Below are 15,651 nucleotides of genomic sequence, written 5' to 3'. Positions count from 1 at the left end.
CAAAACATGGCGGATAGGTATCGGCGGCAGTGCTTAACCTAGAATTGTTTTTAGATCTTCTTCAACCGTTGAGATTGCGCGCATATCGAATTTTTCTTGGATAATGGCAAGTAGGTTGTCTGTTAAAAATGCAGGCGCGGTTGGACCGGTATAAATACCTTTAACGCCCAATGCGAATAGTGTCAGTAGAATAACGATCGCTTTTTGCTCGAACCACGAAAGCACTAAAGTCAGTGGCAATTCGTTGATACCACAATCGAACTCTTTAGATAGAGCCAGCGCAAGTTGAATGGCTGAGTAAGCATCATTACATTGACCAACATCCAATAGGCGAGGAATGCCGTTGATATCGCCAAATTGGTTTTTGTTGAAACGGAATTTACCGCAAGCCAAGGTTAAGATAAGCGTATCGTCAGGCGTGTTCGCTGTGAAATCAGTGAAGTAACTACGCTCTGCTTTGTCACCATCACAGCCACCAACTAGGAAGAAGTGGCTGATGTTACCTTGTTTTACTTGGTCAATGACAGCTGGAGCGGCGTTCATTAGCGCATTACGACCAAAGCCAACCGTGATCATCTGCTCGATTTCGTCGTGCTGGAAGCCAGGTTGTGCTAGTGCGGTTTCAATGACTGTTGAGAAATCATCACCTTCGATGTGAGCAACACCAGACCAACCAACGATACTACGAGTAAATAGACGATCTGCGTATTGACCAACATTAGGGTTCAATAGGCAGTTTGAGGTCATTACGATCGCACCTGGGAAGTTAGCAAATTCTTTTTGCTGATTTTGCCATGCGCTACCGTAGTTACCCACTAGGTGAGGGTATTTTTTCAATTCTGGGTAGCCGTGTGCTGGTAGCATTTCACCATTGGTGTAAACGTTGATGCCTTTACCTTCTGTTTGTTGAAGGATTTTTTCAAGGTCGTGTAAGTCATGACCAGAAACAAGGATACATTTGCCTTTTACCGTTTTTACGTTGACTGTGGTTGGCTCAGGGTGACCAAACGTGTCTGTTTCGCCAAGATCCAGCATCTCCATGACTTTATAGTTCATCAAACCAATTTCCATTGAGCACTCTAATAGCGCGTTTAGGTCTGTTGGTTCAGTACCAAGCCATGCCATGATTTTGTGGTATTGAGCGTGAATCACTTCATCTGTTTGGCCAAGCACGCGTGCGTGCTCCATGTAAGCCGCTGCACCCTTTAAGCCATATAGGCAAAGTAGACGTAAACCAATCACATCTTCGTTAACTTGGTCTTTACCACGGTTTACAGCAGCATCGGGTGCAAATGCAAGAATCTCTTCAGCGCTCGCAGGTAGTTCAAACTCAGCAACTTGTGGTGCCGCTGCAAGCACAGTGTCGCTCAGCTTAGCCGCTGCCAATGTTTGTTGTTTTAGTTGTGCTTTGTATTGGGCTGCTTGGCTGGTGAATTCAAGAATACGCTCAGGGTCAAAGTTAACGTTCGTTAGCGTGGCAAAGAAGGCGCGCGGAGCCCAAGTGTCGATCTCGTGGTCAATGATGTCAAACTGACGAGCTTGCTCAGCCCAGTAAGAAACACCTTGAAGCGTGTAAACCAGAACATCTTGTAGATCTGAAACTTCTGCTGTTTTACCGCACATACCTTGCGTAAATGAACAGCCTTTGATTGTAGGGGTTTGAATTGTCTGTTCACATTGAATACAGAACATAGTGATTCTCCAGTTTACTCGTAATAGTTATCACACGGCTTATCACCGTTTAGATGTTGTAATAACGCTACAAGAGCATGGAGCGTGCCACTTTTTAACCTAATGAAATATAAGGATTATTTAGTTTCTGGTAAAGGCGTTTGTTGTAATAAAGACAACGCCATTGATGTCTTTATTACAACGGAGGAGCATTTGATGCGCTATTTAAGACCGAGTTTTTTACCCATTCGATAGAGATTACCTCGATCCATTTGAAGAAAATCAGCAGCTTGTGACCAAGTGTTGTTCGAATGGTCTAAAGCGTGTGCAATTAAATCCTTCTGGTATTTCTCAACCAAACTGCGCATTGGTTGCCCTTCAGAGGGGAAATAGGCTGATGTGTTTTTTACATCGCTATTTTGTACGAAGTCATCAAAGTGATGCAATTGAATGGTTGTTTGCTCGTTTTGAATCGCATGAAGTGCTGCTCGCGTTAAGCTATGCTCCAATTCGCGCACATTACCTTGCCAAGTTTGGTTCTCTAATACTTGTAACGCTTTTGGGTGAACATGGAGATTGGGCGTATTAAATTGAGTACGCATTTTTTCCAGTAGATAGCCGGATAGAACTGCAATATCACCTTCACGCTCACGAAGTGGTGGAACGTAGATAGGGAATACGTTGAGGCGGTGATAGAGATCGGCGCGAAAACGACCTTGTTCGACTTCAATATCGAGCTGCCTATTAGTTGCAGCAATAATGCGAACATTGACGGTCAAATGTTGATCGCTGCCCACGCGCTGTAATTCGCCTTGCTGGATAACTCGAAGCAATTTCGCTTGAAGAATCAATGGTAATTCTCCAATCTCATCGAGGAAAATCGTGCCGCCATCTGCCAGTTCAAATTTTCCTGAACGGTGGCTATTGGCTCCCGTAAACGCCCCTTTTACATGACCAAACAGCTCACTTTCCGCCAACCCTTCTGGCAGTGCGGCACAGTTGACGTAAATCATTGGCTTATCTGCACGGTGTGATTGGGCATGCAGATTATGCGCAACTAACTCTTTCCCTGTGCCCGTTTCGCCCCATATTAAAACGGCGAAATCAGATTGGGCGACAGTGGCAATACTGTTTTTTAGCTTTTCAATTTGAGGGCTTAAGCCCACCATCTCACCTTGTTGTGTACGGGCTTGTTGAATCAAGGTTTGTGTTACGGAGCGGTGCTTACGGTTTTGTGCTTTGAGCGCTTTAAATTGAGCAATGTTACGTAATGTTGCCGCGGTTAATGCTGCGAATGTATCAACCGTAACTGCATCAAGGTCATCAAACGCACCTACAGTGAGAGCATCCATGGTTAAGACACCGACCAATTGCCCCTCAACATATAAACTACAGCCTAAACAGTCATGTACATCAATGGTTTGCTGTGTGGTAAGCATGACACCATCAAAAGGGTCGGGCAGTGAACAGTCGGCATCAAAGCGTACTGGTGTTTTGGTTTGCATGATTTGCAGTAGGCGCGGGTGAGCGCTAGGGAAAAAACGTCGCCCCAACACCGAAGTTGAAACTCCTTTTACCGCCACCGGTGTTAGGAAGCCTTGCTCATCAAGGATAAACAGTGCAGCAGCATCACAAGGAAAAACCTGACTGATACCTTCAACGAGGTGTTGATATTGTTGTTCGCTGGTTAAATTGGCGCTGAGATTTAGAGCGATATTCAGTAGTGCTTGTTCGACGTGAGAAGGCATTGCAAAGCTCATATTAATTGAAGAGCACGCATGCTAACAAAATGATGTAAAAAAGACATCATAAATTAAGAGGGGATGATGTGGGTTTGACGACCATCAAAAACAAAAAGCCTCGCGAGGTGCGAGGCTATGAAAGTGATTGAGTTTCCGAGCAAGGTTTTAGCAATCAGAGCACTCTTCAGAACCACCCGCTTCTGCAAACCATTGGCTTAGGTGACTCTTCAGATCTTTTAACTCATCAGGACCAATTAATGCTAAGCCAAGATCTTCGGCGCGAGTGATGTCGTTATAACGTAACGGTCGGAAGCTTACTAGCATCGCACGCGCTTGCAATCCGCCTAGTAGGTCGCGTAACGATTCCAGTTTGTACAAGGTATCATCACCATCATCACGCATACCTTTGGTCTTACATTCAATGATATGTAGCTTATTATTCACCACAGATGCGACATCAAGTTCATTACGAACTTCGCGCTCGCCCAGTTGGCGATAAACCTGAACGTTTAGCGAACGGTCTTGAATAGTTGGCATGTCTTGCTGGATCTGACGAACCGTACTGTGAACGAGCGTTTCTAACCATTCACCATTTGAGAATCGGCGCGCTTCTTCACTGGTGAAGGTCAAGATACCATCTTGGTAAGTGGCAATTTGAGCTTCAACTAAGTCAGACAACAGCATATTTAACTCACGATAGCCTTGCTGCTTATCGGAGAGTTCAACATCTAGTTTCTGTTCTTTACGGCAAGTTGTCGCTAGGTAGTTTAAGGTCGCAAGACCTGGACCTAACTCTAGGGCATTACTTGCCCAGCGCTCTCCAAGTTCATACAGTTTTTGGTCAAGCTGTGGCGGTAGGTTGTGTTCCGAAAACTCGCCGCGAGCGCCAAATATGGTTAGGTAGTCATCAATAGTGATGCGGTCTTCAACTTGAGTGTCTTCTTTGCCTTCAGGATAGAGCCAGCATAAACGGTCACTATTTGGTTCAACGACAAAAATCGGCCAGTGATAGCTGCGGAATACTTCGTACACTGAAAGCAAGCGATGGCGCAAACCACAACTTGCATTGAGTTTGATCGCTTCGCCACGGCTTTTTAGTTGTTCGGCCAATTGTGTCACGGCCATTTTTATTTCAGTCGTGTTCGCAATGCTAGGAATTTCGAAAAACTCAGAGGTGATTTGGCGTTTTGCTAACACACTGTGTAGACGTTGATAAATCTCTTTTTGCGAGTCAGCCCCAATGAACACGATGTGCTGGCTAAGGGTACGATTGTCTAATAATGGTGTGACCAAGCGAATCGGGTCTTGGTCGATTATGCCAACATGAATTGCCATAGTTGTTCCTCATGATTGGCTTGCAAAAAGGAGTATTAAGGTGAATCAACGAGCAAGCCTTAATATCCATATAATGTTTAGGCTTTTAAAAAACAAGGGCGATTACTTAATTTAATCGCCCTTGTTCAATTATTTAGCCGGAAATTGACATTACACCCTAAATCGATGCACTAAATCACCTTGTTGATTGGCCAAATGAGTGAGGTTACTGCTGGTCTGTGCTATCTCCGTCATGGCGCGATAACTTGAGTCTGCAATGTCGTTAATCTCTTCGATGCTGTGAGCAATTTCGCTTGTGGTACTGCTTTGTTCAGCGGCAGCACTGGAGATATGACCACTCATTAAGCTAATTTGTAGGATCAGTGATTGAATCTCTTCCATCGCACTGTTGGCATTGGACGCTTGGTCTACAGACAAGGTCATGTCGTTCATACAACTTTGAATGACGCTATTCGCTGAGGTCGAACTACTTTGCAGTGCACTGATCATAGTTTCAATTTCAGTGGTTGATTCTGTGGTGCGCTGTGCCAATACACGAACTTCATCCGCCACGACTGCAAACCCGCGACCTTGCTCACCAGCACGAGCAGCTTCTATAGCTGCATTTAGCGCTAATAGGTTAGTTTGATCTGCGATATTACGAATAACATCAAGAATGGAGCCGATTTTACTGCTCATGTCTTGTAGATCTTTGACGGCATCAACAGATTCTGTCAGTCGCATCTCCAACTGATTGATGGTGGAAATGTTGGTACTCATAATTTGGCGACCTTGCTCAGACGCCACTTCAACCTGTTCGACCATTTGCAACGAGCTTTGGGCATTTTTCGCTACTTCATCTACAGAGGCACTCATCTCATTCATCGCCGTTGCAACCGTTGCGGTTTGCTGGCGCTGCTGATTTAGCTGACTCTGTGTATCAGAAAGAGTTTGCTGGTTGGTATTGGCAGTACTGGTGAGGTCATCCGAAGCCTCGTTTAAGCGCACTAATATGTTGTGTAGATTGTCTGCCAGCGTGTTGATGTGACCACTCACGCGACTGAATTCGTTATTAAAGCGAATATCAATACGTTGTGTCATATCCCCATCACTTAATGCCTCTAACGTTTTAAGAATACGATGGAGTGGATTGCGAACACTATGAGCAATGTGATAGCCAATACCTGCTGCTAAGGCAACCACTACGATACATAGGAAGATGGCACGGATTAAACCTGAATCATAAACATTCCCTGCTTGCACCAATGACTGGTTTAAACTTTGTTGAGCGTTTTCGCTAAAGGAATGTAAAAGCTTTTTCGATGTATCGACTTCATTGGTGAGATTAGCGATATTCTCATACAGTGCTTTACGGGCAATTAAGTAGCTATTGTGTTGATCAAGCACGCCACCCTTTTGACCAATGTCGATAGTAAACTGAGCTACAGGGGCATCAAACTTCTCTTTCAATGAACCCATTTGAGTTGCGAGTCCACGGTAAGCATAATTGAGGTGAGTCACCGCCTTCTTGTTTTTTGCGACCGCTTTGGCGACAAACTCAGTATCACTGCTAGCAAGCGCGTCAGACGTTATCACTTCAGCATCTTTTAGCTTAACGAAGTAGCTTTTAGACATGATCTTAACAGCAATATTATCCTGATTATCAACGTAATCTTTCATGCCGGCACTTAATTCAAAGTGCAGACGTTGGAATTGGCGTGTGGATTGTTGTACTTGGGCTTGCGCTTCAAACATGTTGCGGTAATTATCCATCGCATCATTGGCTTCAGAGAAGTAGCGCTGCTCAAGCTGTTTGACTTGCTCCATGCGTTCAGTTAATTCGGGATTACCAGCGCTGGCTGTTTCAAGTGCTTGTATGGTTTGACCATAATGAGTTTGTGCTTCAATAAATTGCGAACGAATTGTCTCCATGCGTTCGAAGCTTTGTGTGGTGAGGTAATCTTTAAAGAGCTTATCAGCTGAGAGCAGCGCAACGTTGGTACTGTTAGACAACGAAACCAGTGGTAACGAAGTGTTGGTGACACTGGCGAAATTAGTATGGATTTGCTCCATACTGCGTAATGCCATGAACGTGGAAACTGCAAACATTAATATGATCAATGCAAAGCCAGCGTACATTCGCCTTATCACTGAGCCCTTCATAGATCTCTCCTCATTAAAATAATTCGTAATGAAAATTATCAGATCTTGGACGATTGTTTTGATAGTGAGACGCCCGTTTTAGGACGCATAAGACAAAAATAACGGTATGGGTTAAAGTTTTCGGATTCGTCAATCTTACCGAACATTGTTTTTAATTGTGATTTAGTGATGCATGACGCATACTCGTCATATCATTCAGTTAGTTAAAAATGATGGAGTCCAGCATGGCTGAAGAGACCATATTTAGTAAGATTATTCGCAAAGAAATTCCGGCAGATGTTGTTTATCAAGATGATCTTGTAACGGCGTTTCGTGACATCAACCCGCGAGCACCAAGCCATATTTTAATCATCCCGAACAAGCTAATCGCTACCGTAAATGACATGGAAGCTGATGATGAACTAACCATGGGACGTATGTTCACCGTGGCAAAAAAATTAGCCAAAGAAGAAGGGATAGATCAAGACGGATATCGTTTATTGGTCAACTGTAATGCTCATGGCGGTCAAGAGGTTTATCACGTTCATATGCATTTGGTGGGCGGTCGTCCGTTAGGTCCAATGCTGATAAACTAAACTAAGCTTTATTGTGTTTACACCTTATTGCTATAAAAAGCACAATCAATTGGGTTGTGCTTTTTATTCAACACACATATAGATGGAGTACGGATTGCAGATAACTATTCGACTCATATTGCTAAGTTTTAGCACTTTACTTCTTACAGCATGCGCCAATTTTTCTGCGGGCAATCTATTTAGTCACTATAGCGCTCAAAATCAAGAAGTGTATCGGGCTGTAAAACAAGGCGATTACGCGGCAGCGGAACAAGCACTGCCCGATGACATTGCTGGAGAGATTCTCGACAATTTCGAAAAAGGGCGGGTTTATCTTCTCAATAACAATGACAAACTGAGCTTATCGGCATTTGAACTCAGTGACCAAGCGATTCGTAAAGAGCAAGATAAAGCCACCGTTTCTATCTCAGATACTGCGACCAGTATTGGTTCCCTCGCAGTCAATGATAATCTCAAACTCTACCAACCTGCCGATTATGAGCTTGGTTTTCTCCATCTATACTTAGGTTTAAATTACATAAAAGAAAACAAGTTAGATGACGCGTTAGTGGAAATGCGCCGTGCTAATCAGGTGCAAGAACGGGCAAAAGCGGAGCGAGAGCGTCAACTTGAGGCGGCTCAAGCAGAGATGGAATCGAAAGGTTTGACTCCTAACCTTGGTAGTGTGCTATCAAGATACCCAGATGCGGGTAAAAAACTTCAAGCCGTTCAAAACGCCTATCTGATGTATTTATCTGCACTATTGTATGAAGCCGATAATGACTTAAATAGTGCATACGTAGATTACCGCCGCGCATTGGCGGTTATGCCAGACAATCAAACTGTTTTTGATAGCACCATGCGAACTGCACGACGCTTAGGAATGAGTGAAGACTTGCGTCTGCTTGAAAAGCGTTATGGTAAAGCGAAGACAAACATGCCCGGCAAGGGTCGTGTGATTGTGTTGCAAGAGCAAGATACTGTAGAGGCAATGCAAGACTGGAAATTATCTTTACCGCTTTATGACAGTAGAGGTAATGGAGCGTTGTATTCTTTAGCATTACCTTATTATCCATCACCAAGCTCAGTGCAGTTTTCGCCATTGCGTATTAACCAGCAAATAGTGTCTAAAGCGTTACTTGCCGATGTTAACCTGATGGCACAACAAGATTTAACAGAGCGAATGCCAAGTATCGTCATTCGACAAGCTCTACGAGTGGTCGCTAAAGATCAATTGCGTCGAGAAGCTGCGGGCAAAGATGATGTAGGTAATTTACTGTTTAATGTGTGGAATACACTGACAGAGCAAGCAGATACACGAAGCTGGCAAACGCTACCTGCTAAGATTTATAGCAGTACGCTGATGGTCGATGCGGGTAAGCAACGTTTGGATATCGGGGGAGAGACGTATCAATTCAATGTTACCGAAGGGAACACAGTATTGGTTTGGCTTTCTCGTCAAGGAAACAGTGCCACTGTGTGGCATAAGCAACTAGGAAGATTGTAATGAAGAAATTCGTTTTAGTGATCTTATCAATGTTTGCGGTTGCGGGGTGTACTACTAACACCTCTGGGTTGCGAATTGATGGTAACGAGCAAAAAGTACTCTTTGCTAATGATTCGATGTCTCGAAGCCTTGCGGTGAATGATATCACCACAACAGTGGTTGATGGGCACACTCAAGGTATTGTCAGTTTATCGAGCAATATTAGCTCTGATCATGACTTGCTGTACCGATTTTATTGGTATGACGATAGAGGATTAGAAGTGAGTAAGCTCGGAAACTGGCGTCGACTGATTATTCGTGGTGAAGAAACCGTGTCGATTTCTGAAATCTCAGTCAACCCGAGTGCAACTCAGTTTCGTGTACAGATAAGAAATAATAACGATTAATAAAATTTGGGAACCAATGCCTGTTAGCTTTGGTCAAACCGATTAAATATTAAGGAATACAGAATGAATAAAGGTGTTATTGCACTTCTCGGTCTTGCTGTTGTTTTAGGTGGCTGTTCAAATCAAGTGAGCTACGGGGACGCACAAGCTGTTGAAACCACCACGATCGATTTTGGTTCAACGGATTTACAAACTATCGCCGGTGAAATGGTTGATAGCATGTTGCAATCAGGCTCAGTAGCCGCAATTACTCGCGACTCTCGTCCAATTGTATTTGTTGAGCGAGTGAAGAACAAAACCAGCGAACATATTGATACGGAATCAATCACCGATACCATCAGTACTAAAATGCTGAACTCAGGTAAATTCCGATTTGTTGATATGGGACGCGTAGAAGCGGTTCGCGACCAACTTAACTTCCAAAATAACGATGAGCTTGTTAATCAAAGCAACGCCATCCAATTTGGTAAGATGGTCGGCGCGCAGTACATGTTGTACGGTAACCTATCAAGCATTGCGAAGAATGCCGGTAGCGACAAAGACGTTTACTATAAAATGACGATGCGTTTGATGGATCTAGAGTCTGGCTTGATTGAATGGGCAGATGAAACTGAGATTCGCAAACAACAATCAAAGAGCTTTTTAGGTTTGTAAAAATAACAGTAGAAGGAACGTTGTATGGCTCGAATGTCATGGCGTGAAGCTTGTCAGTTAGACAGTTCATTGGTGTCGCTAGAACGTTTCTTTACTGTGCCCCCTGATTATGCCAAAACCTTGACTGGGGGCTTAACCAACCGTTGTTGGAAAATAGTCCTATCGAATGGAGATGCATTTGTCTGGCGACCGACCACCGCCATTACCCAAGCATTCTCCATCTCCCGTTTTCAAGAATACCAAATCCTCTCAACTATCCAGCACTCAGGGCTTAGCCCTAAGCCTATTTTTATCAATGAAAAAGGGCTGTTGGTCGAATGGCTTGACGGTCACTCACTGAGTGAGACACTGACATTTGAGCAGTTGATTGAGGCTCTCGTTGAAGTACATAACCTACCAACCACGAGACTACCGGTTGCTCCTTTTGGTTTCACTGCTCGAGTTGACCATTATTGGATGCAATTAAAGCCAGAATTGAAAACGGAGCAGTATCAAGCGATCTATCGTGATTGGCGAAACGCACCGAGTTTGGCTGATGTTGGGTCCACCTTATGTCACTTTGACCTTGCGGGATATAACATGGTTGATGGGCAGCAGGGCGTGAAAGTGATTGATTGGGAGTATGCAACCATAGGTGATCCGCGTTTGGACTTAACGTTAAGCATCGATGTCGCGGGAATCAATGAGATGGAAGCCATACAACGATATTGTCAATTGCGAAATATTGAAGGAATTGATGATTGGTTTGAAGGCATCCGAGCTTGGCGTCCTAGAGCTAACATGATGGCGATGCTTTGGTATTTGTTGGCTTATCAGCTATGGGGAGATGACACCTACATCCAACAAGCTGAGCATTTGAAACAACAGTTTTGCACGTGAGATCACTGTTTTGCTGAAAGCTGGTGAGAATGTTTCCTATAGCCCTTTAAAACCCTAGTTTTCATGTTAGATTAAATTCAGCTTGTTGCAATTTAGTAAGTCAATCCGAACTAGTATTAACAACGAGCCTGCAGTTCAATCGGGGATTAAATATGATTATCTACTTACATGGATTTGATAGCACCAGCCCAGGCAATCACGAGAAGGTACTTCAACTTCAGTTTATTGATGACGATGTTCGTTTCATCAACTACAGCACATTACATCCAAAACATGACATGCAGCATTTGCTGAAAGAAGTTCACAAAGTGATCGAGCAGTCGGACGATAAAGAGCCGATTATATGCGGTGTTGGTCTTGGTGGGTATTGGTCAGAACGCATTGGTTTTTTATGTGGTATTAAACAGGTTATGTTTAATCCAAATCTACATCCAGAGCGAAATATGCAAGGGCGGATCGATCGTCCTGAAGAATATGAAGATATTGCGACGAAATGTGTTGAAGAGTTTCGCACTAAAAACAGCCGTCGTTGTTTAGTGATTTTATCTAAAGAAGATGAGATTCACGACAATCAGCAAACCGCTCAAGAACTCGATACGTACTACGATATTGTGTGGGATGAAGTCGAACAACACAAATTCAAAAAAATATCTCAGCACTTACAAACGATGAAAGCGTTTAAAGAGGCAAGCTAAATCAGTCTGTCTAAGAATCATAGAGAACGGTACCTTTAGGGTGCCGTTTTTTTTGTCGTCATCATGGGCTTTACTGTGTGGAAATTGACCGGTGAGTGGGTAATGCCATAAAGCCATACATATTCTAATGAATTTCTTTCATTCTTTTGTTGCGTAGCGACTTTTGCTCTATATAATGAGTTCTGTAAAATTTATTTGATTAATATCAAAAAAAGTTGAGAGCGAGTAAGAAACTTGCCCAAACCTTGCGTTGGAACATGTATTTCTAGTCTTCCAACGTAATTCGCCTAGAGCGAATTTTATCCAACCACGTGTTTTACTGAGAGTGCCTCTATCGCAACAAGATTGCGACGCCAAAAAATTCATTAGTTCGCAGAGCGAGCTAAACCAATATCTTTGTTTTTTATTTTTAGAGGATAGTTGCTTTGACTCGAATTATCGTAGTAGGTGGCGGCGCAGGCGGCCTAGAACTTGCAACAAAACTAGGTCGTACACTTGGTCGAAAAGGTCGTGCGACGGTAACCTTAGTTGACCGTAAAGCGAGCCACTTGTGGAAACCATTGCTGCATGAAGTGGCGACAGGTTCATTGGATGAAGGGGTGGATGCGTTAAGCTATCGCGCTCATGCCAAAAACCATCATTTTGATTTCCAATTAGGCAGTTTGGAAAATATTGATCGCGAACGCAAAGTGATCTCTTTGGCTGAACTCAAAGATGAACAAGGTGAGTTGCTGATGCCTAGCCGTGAGCTAGAGTATGATGTTCTCGTGCTGGCGATTGGTTCTACGTCTAATGATTTTAATACTCCAGGTGTGCGTGAGAACTGTATTTTCCTCGACAGCCCTGAGCAAGCGCACCGCTTCCGTACCAATATGAACAACCAGTTCTTAAAACTGCATGCGAAAAACGGTAACGGTACGGTTGATATCGCAATTGTTGGTGCTGGTGCGACGGGGGTAGAGCTTTCTGCAGAGTTGCATAATGCGATTAAAGAACTGCGTACGTATGGTTTTGGTGACCTTGATTCAAGCAAATTGAATGTAAACCTAGTTGAAGCAGGTGAGCGTATTCTTCCTGCGCTACCACCGCGCATCTCAAGCGCAGCACACCAAGAGTTAACCAAGTTAGGTGTGAATGTGCGTACCGCTACTATGGTTACTCAGGCTGACAAAGATGGGCTTACTACGAAAGATGGTGAGAAGATCCCAGCGCAGATCATGGTTTGGGCTGCAGGTATTAAAGCACCTGATTTTATGAAAGAAATTGGTGGTTTAGAAAGTAACCGCATTAACCAGCTAGTGGTCAAAGATACGCTGCAAACTACACGTGATGATAACATTTTTGTTATTGGTGATTTGGCGCAATGCACTCAAGCGGATGGCTCATTTGTACCGCCACGAGCGCAGGCTGCACATCAAATGGCAAGCCGTGCATTTGGTAACATCGTTGCTATGCTGTCTAGCCGTGAGTTGAAGCCGTATGTCTACCAAGATAAAGGCTCACTCGTATCACTTAGCCGCTTCTCAACGGTTGGTAGCCTAATGGGTAACTTGACCAAAGGCTCAATGATGATTGAAGGTCGCATTGCTCGTGTGGTGTATATTTCGCTTTATCGTATGCACCAAATGGCGTTACACGGCGTATTTAAGACCGCATTAATCGTATTGATGGGGCGCATCAACCGCGTACTTCGACCAAATTTAAAGCTGCATTAATTGATGTAGTGAATAGCAAAAGCGCTTTAGCGAAGAATGCCAGTCAGTTAAGACTGGCTTTTTTTTGCGAAGATATCCTAGTTTTGCAATCTTCAATCACAAAATTTAGGGATTACGATAGTAAATCGAGCTCCGCCTAAGTGGCTATCGCAGACCGATAGTTGCCAGCCGAGGTTTTTCGCAGCTTGGTTGGCGATAGCTAGCCCTAAACCGAAGCCTCCGCTGTTGACGTTACGGCTTTTGTCTAGGCGTGAAAAGGCGATGAATATCTCTTCCCGCATATCGTTTGGGATGCCATGACCATTATCTTCAACATCAATCGTCCAGCAACATTCAAACTCGTTTAACGATACTTCAATGACACCTTTGCCATAGGCAATAGCGTTTTTAATCAAATTATCCAGAATCAGCTTGGCAAAGCAGTCCGCACCGATCGGTTGTAAAGAAGATAGCTCAGTGTCGATGTTGAGCTTGATGTTAGCACTGCTATTTATCATTTCGATTCTTTTTGCGCAAAGATCAGGCAGTGAAATGTCGTTGGAAAGAGGCGCGTCTTTGGCACAACGTTTATTGGTTAGGCGAGAGAGTTGAATGATGTCTGAGGTAAGTAGTGAGATATCTTCGATATAATCATCAATCCTGTCGTGTAGTGCGGGTCTGTTCTCAACATAATTACTGCGTAGCAAGTCATTAGCCATTTGTATTCGGCTCAGTGGCGTGCGGATTTCATGTGGAATCGCTTGTAAGAATATTTGCGATTCTTTAACGCGAGTTTCAATGTCGTCTGCCATCTCATTAAAGCTTTGTGCAATCTCCTTAATTGGAGATATATGATAAGCATCTGCGCGAGCTTTAAGATCACCTTGACCAAACGCCTCTTGAACATACAGTAGCTTGTTGATTCTTCGATTGACGCGTTGAATCGGAAAATATAGCAAAGCTGCCAGCGCTATACTCATGGTAATAAAGAGCATCAGAAAAAAGTGGTTGTCTCTATCTTGATACCAAGGTGTCGAAACGCTGATCGGATCTTCTGTTTCAATATACAACAGTCGTTGAGTTGAGTTGGGAACGGGGAGGACGGTTGCTAAAAGATCCAAATCATTGATGTATAGGTCGAACCCTTGATGCTGCGTAAACAGTACACAATCAGCACAGAATTGCTCGATGTCTTCCTGCTGGCTGATTAGGTGAAGTTTATAGTCGTAAAAGGTTAATTCTCGTTTGTGTTGTAGTTGCTGGTAGAGTCCAGCTAGCTCGTGTTGGCTATTGATGTAGCGCTGCAAGTGCAACGTTGCGGTGTCGAGAAAGGTTTCTCTGTCTCCCGCACGAACATAGTCGGAAGTTAAGTGTATAAAAACAACGAAGGTAATAATCATGCCTAAGAGGCTTTCTAGAAAGAGGCACGTGAACATCGACCTTGGCTTAGATTTAATTTTCACTTTGACGACCTACTAGTTTGTATCCTTTATTTCTTACTGTTTTAATCGTAACGCTACTTACGTCGGCTAGAATCAACTTTTTCCGTAGGCTAGATATGCGCATATCGATCGAACGATCATTGGCGTTGTACTCTATTCCACGGGCCACTTGGCAGCAATGCTCACGGGACACCACAGTACCGGAGTGATCGATCAATACTTGGAGTATTTCAAACTCAGACTGAGTAATGTCAATCGGTCTCTGTTGGTAGTGAGCGATATTACTCTCATTGTCTATAACAATACCGTAAGCTTGGCTGATTGATCGCGGCTCTGGTGTAAGCATGTGACTACGATAGCGTCGCATTAAAGCTTCAATGCGAGCAACTAGGATATGCCCACGAACTGGTTTAGTAATGTAATCATCCGCACCTAGTTTTAGTAATGATACTTCACTCATCTCATCTTCTGATGCTGTCAAAATAATGATCATGCCTTGGTAGAATTCTCTTACTTCGCGGCATATATCAACGCCAGACTTTTCAGGCAGCATCAGATCTAAAATGACCAAATCCGGTTGACTGCGTCTTATTTCTTCGGTGGCATTCAACCCGCTTTCTATCGCAGAAACTCGATAACCTTCAGCTTCGAGATACATCTTAGTAAGTTGGGCAATGGCGTGGTCATCTTCGACTAATAAAATGTTGCAGCTCATATTGATTGGTGTGTTGTATTGATCTCGGGTGCATTATATGGGAATCGATTGCCTTCACAACGATCTTGTGAATTTTGCTGCAGTTTATACTATTTTTCGTTAATTTTTCCGCTTTCATTCTCTTACGTACGCTTACATAGAGAGTTGTTATGGCATGCAATGCTGTTTAAGTTGCTTGTTTGTACGAATAACCATCAAATATGCAGTGTTTATCCTTGTTTGCAGTCAATTGTGA

The 15,651-nt window shown here is 43.5% G+C and carries 13 protein-coding genes; 7 read left to right on the top strand and 6 right to left on the bottom strand.

The features are described from left to right. Positions 1 to 33: 33 nt before the first annotated feature. From hcp to H2O73_RS05225, 4 genes are all read right to left on the bottom strand, one after another. Complete coding sequence (gene hcp, locus H2O73_RS05240) at positions 34 to 1,692, bottom strand: hydroxylamine reductase (RefSeq protein ID WP_182107331.1); 1,659 nt, start codon at positions 1,690 to 1,692, stop codon at positions 34 to 36. Positions 1,693 to 1,892: 200 nt separating this feature from the next. Then, positions 1,893 to 3,419 (bottom strand): nitric oxide reductase transcriptional regulator NorR, encoded by a 1,527-nt coding sequence (gene norR / locus H2O73_RS05235; RefSeq protein WP_182107329.1) that lies wholly within the window; start codon positions 3,417 to 3,419, stop codon positions 1,893 to 1,895. 159 nt (positions 3,420 to 3,578) lie between these two features. After that, positions 3,579 to 4,748 carry a DUF1887 family protein gene (locus H2O73_RS05230; RefSeq protein WP_182107327.1) on the bottom strand — a complete coding sequence of 390 codons (1,170 nt, stop codon included), beginning with the start codon at positions 4,746 to 4,748 and terminating at the stop codon, positions 3,579 to 3,581. Between the two features lie 150 nt (positions 4,749 to 4,898). Then, positions 4,899 to 6,890: a methyl-accepting chemotaxis protein gene (locus tag H2O73_RS05225; RefSeq protein WP_182107325.1), complete on the bottom strand. Its 1,992-nt coding sequence runs from the start codon at positions 6,888 to 6,890 to the stop codon at positions 4,899 to 4,901. A 224-nt stretch (positions 6,891 to 7,114) separates the two neighbouring features. Here H2O73_RS05225 and hinT point away from each other — a divergent pair, with 224 nt between their 5' ends. The 7 genes from hinT (at position 7,115) to H2O73_RS05190 (ending at position 13,280) form a co-directional block, all read left to right on the top strand. Then, positions 7,115 to 7,465 (top strand): purine nucleoside phosphoramidase, encoded by a 351-nt coding sequence (gene hinT / locus H2O73_RS05220; protein WP_182107323.1) that lies wholly within the window; start codon positions 7,115 to 7,117, stop codon positions 7,463 to 7,465. A gap of 82 nt (positions 7,466 to 7,547) precedes the next feature. Next, positions 7,548 to 8,951 (top strand): COG3014 family protein, encoded by a 1,404-nt coding sequence (locus H2O73_RS05215; RefSeq protein WP_182107321.1) that lies wholly within the window; start codon positions 7,548 to 7,550, stop codon positions 8,949 to 8,951. Then, the gene (locus H2O73_RS05210) at positions 8,951 to 9,337 is read left to right on the top strand and encodes a YcfL family putative periplasmic lipoprotein (RefSeq protein ID WP_182107319.1); all 387 of its coding nucleotides are present in this window, start codon (positions 8,951 to 8,953) and stop codon (positions 9,335 to 9,337) included. Before H2O73_RS05215 ends, H2O73_RS05210 begins: the two co-directional genes overlap by 1 nt. Positions 9,338 to 9,400: 63 nt before the next feature. After that, positions 9,401 to 9,991, top strand: a complete 591-nt coding sequence (gene lpoB, locus H2O73_RS05205) for a penicillin-binding protein activator LpoB (RefSeq protein WP_182107317.1) — start codon at positions 9,401 to 9,403, stop codon at positions 9,989 to 9,991. Positions 9,992 to 10,015: 24 nt separating this feature from the next. Continuing rightward, complete coding sequence (locus H2O73_RS05200; protein WP_182107315.1) at positions 10,016 to 10,870, top strand: phosphotransferase; 855 nt, start codon at positions 10,016 to 10,018, stop codon at positions 10,868 to 10,870. A gap of 152 nt (positions 10,871 to 11,022) precedes the next feature. Then, a complete protein-coding gene (gene ycfP, locus H2O73_RS05195) occupies positions 11,023 to 11,565 on the top strand; it encodes an alpha/beta hydrolase YcfP (RefSeq protein WP_182107313.1) in 543 nt (180 codons plus the stop codon). Between the two features lie 425 nt (positions 11,566 to 11,990). After that, a complete protein-coding gene (locus H2O73_RS05190; RefSeq protein WP_182107311.1) occupies positions 11,991 to 13,280 on the top strand; it encodes an NAD(P)/FAD-dependent oxidoreductase in 1,290 nt (429 codons plus the stop codon). A 92-nt stretch (positions 13,281 to 13,372) separates the two neighbouring features. On the opposite strand, the gene H2O73_RS05185 is transcribed toward H2O73_RS05190, so the two are convergent. Then, positions 13,373 to 14,659: a sensor histidine kinase gene (locus H2O73_RS05185; protein WP_182107308.1), complete on the bottom strand. Its 1,287-nt coding sequence runs from the start codon at positions 14,657 to 14,659 to the stop codon at positions 13,373 to 13,375. Between the two features lie 52 nt (positions 14,660 to 14,711). Further along, the gene (locus tag H2O73_RS05180) at positions 14,712 to 15,416 is read right to left on the bottom strand and encodes a response regulator transcription factor (protein ID WP_182107306.1); all 705 of its coding nucleotides are present in this window, start codon (positions 15,414 to 15,416) and stop codon (positions 14,712 to 14,714) included. Positions 15,417 to 15,651 lie beyond the last annotated feature (235 nt).

The organism is Vibrio marinisediminis (genome assembly GCF_014050145.1).
GTDB classification, from domain to species: Bacteria; Pseudomonadota; Gammaproteobacteria; order Enterobacterales; family Vibrionaceae; genus Vibrio; species Vibrio marinisediminis.
This window is presented reverse-complemented; position numbering and strand designations above follow the sequence as displayed.

Bases quoted from the DNA above. Each gene is read 5' to 3' on its own strand.
- hcp (WP_182107331.1), bottom strand. From the start codon at position 1,692: ATGTTCTGTATTCAATGTGAACAGACAATTCAAACCCCTACAATCAAA.
- norR (WP_182107329.1), bottom strand. From the start codon at position 3,419: ATGCCTTCTCACGTCGAACAAGCACTACTGAATATCGCTCTAAATCTC.
- H2O73_RS05230 (WP_182107327.1), bottom strand. From the start codon at position 4,748: ATGGCAATTCATGTTGGCATAATCGACCAAGACCCGATTCGCTTGGTC.
- H2O73_RS05225 (WP_182107325.1), bottom strand. From the start codon at position 6,890: ATGAAGGGCTCAGTGATAAGGCGAATGTACGCTGGCTTTGCATTGATC.
- hinT (WP_182107323.1), top strand. From the start codon at position 7,115: ATGGCTGAAGAGACCATATTTAGTAAGATTATTCGCAAAGAAATTCCG.
- H2O73_RS05215 (WP_182107321.1), top strand. From the start codon at position 7,548: ATGGAGTACGGATTGCAGATAACTATTCGACTCATATTGCTAAGTTTT.
- H2O73_RS05210 (WP_182107319.1), top strand. From the start codon at position 8,951: ATGAAGAAATTCGTTTTAGTGATCTTATCAATGTTTGCGGTTGCGGGG.
- lpoB (WP_182107317.1), top strand. From the start codon at position 9,401: ATGAATAAAGGTGTTATTGCACTTCTCGGTCTTGCTGTTGTTTTAGGT.
- H2O73_RS05200 (WP_182107315.1), top strand. From the start codon at position 10,016: ATGGCTCGAATGTCATGGCGTGAAGCTTGTCAGTTAGACAGTTCATTG.
- ycfP (WP_182107313.1), top strand. From the start codon at position 11,023: ATGATTATCTACTTACATGGATTTGATAGCACCAGCCCAGGCAATCAC.
- H2O73_RS05185 (WP_182107308.1), bottom strand. From the start codon at position 14,659: ATGATTATTACCTTCGTTGTTTTTATACACTTAACTTCCGACTATGTT.
- H2O73_RS05180 (WP_182107306.1), bottom strand. From the start codon at position 15,416: ATGAGCTGCAACATTTTATTAGTCGAAGATGACCACGCCATTGCCCAA.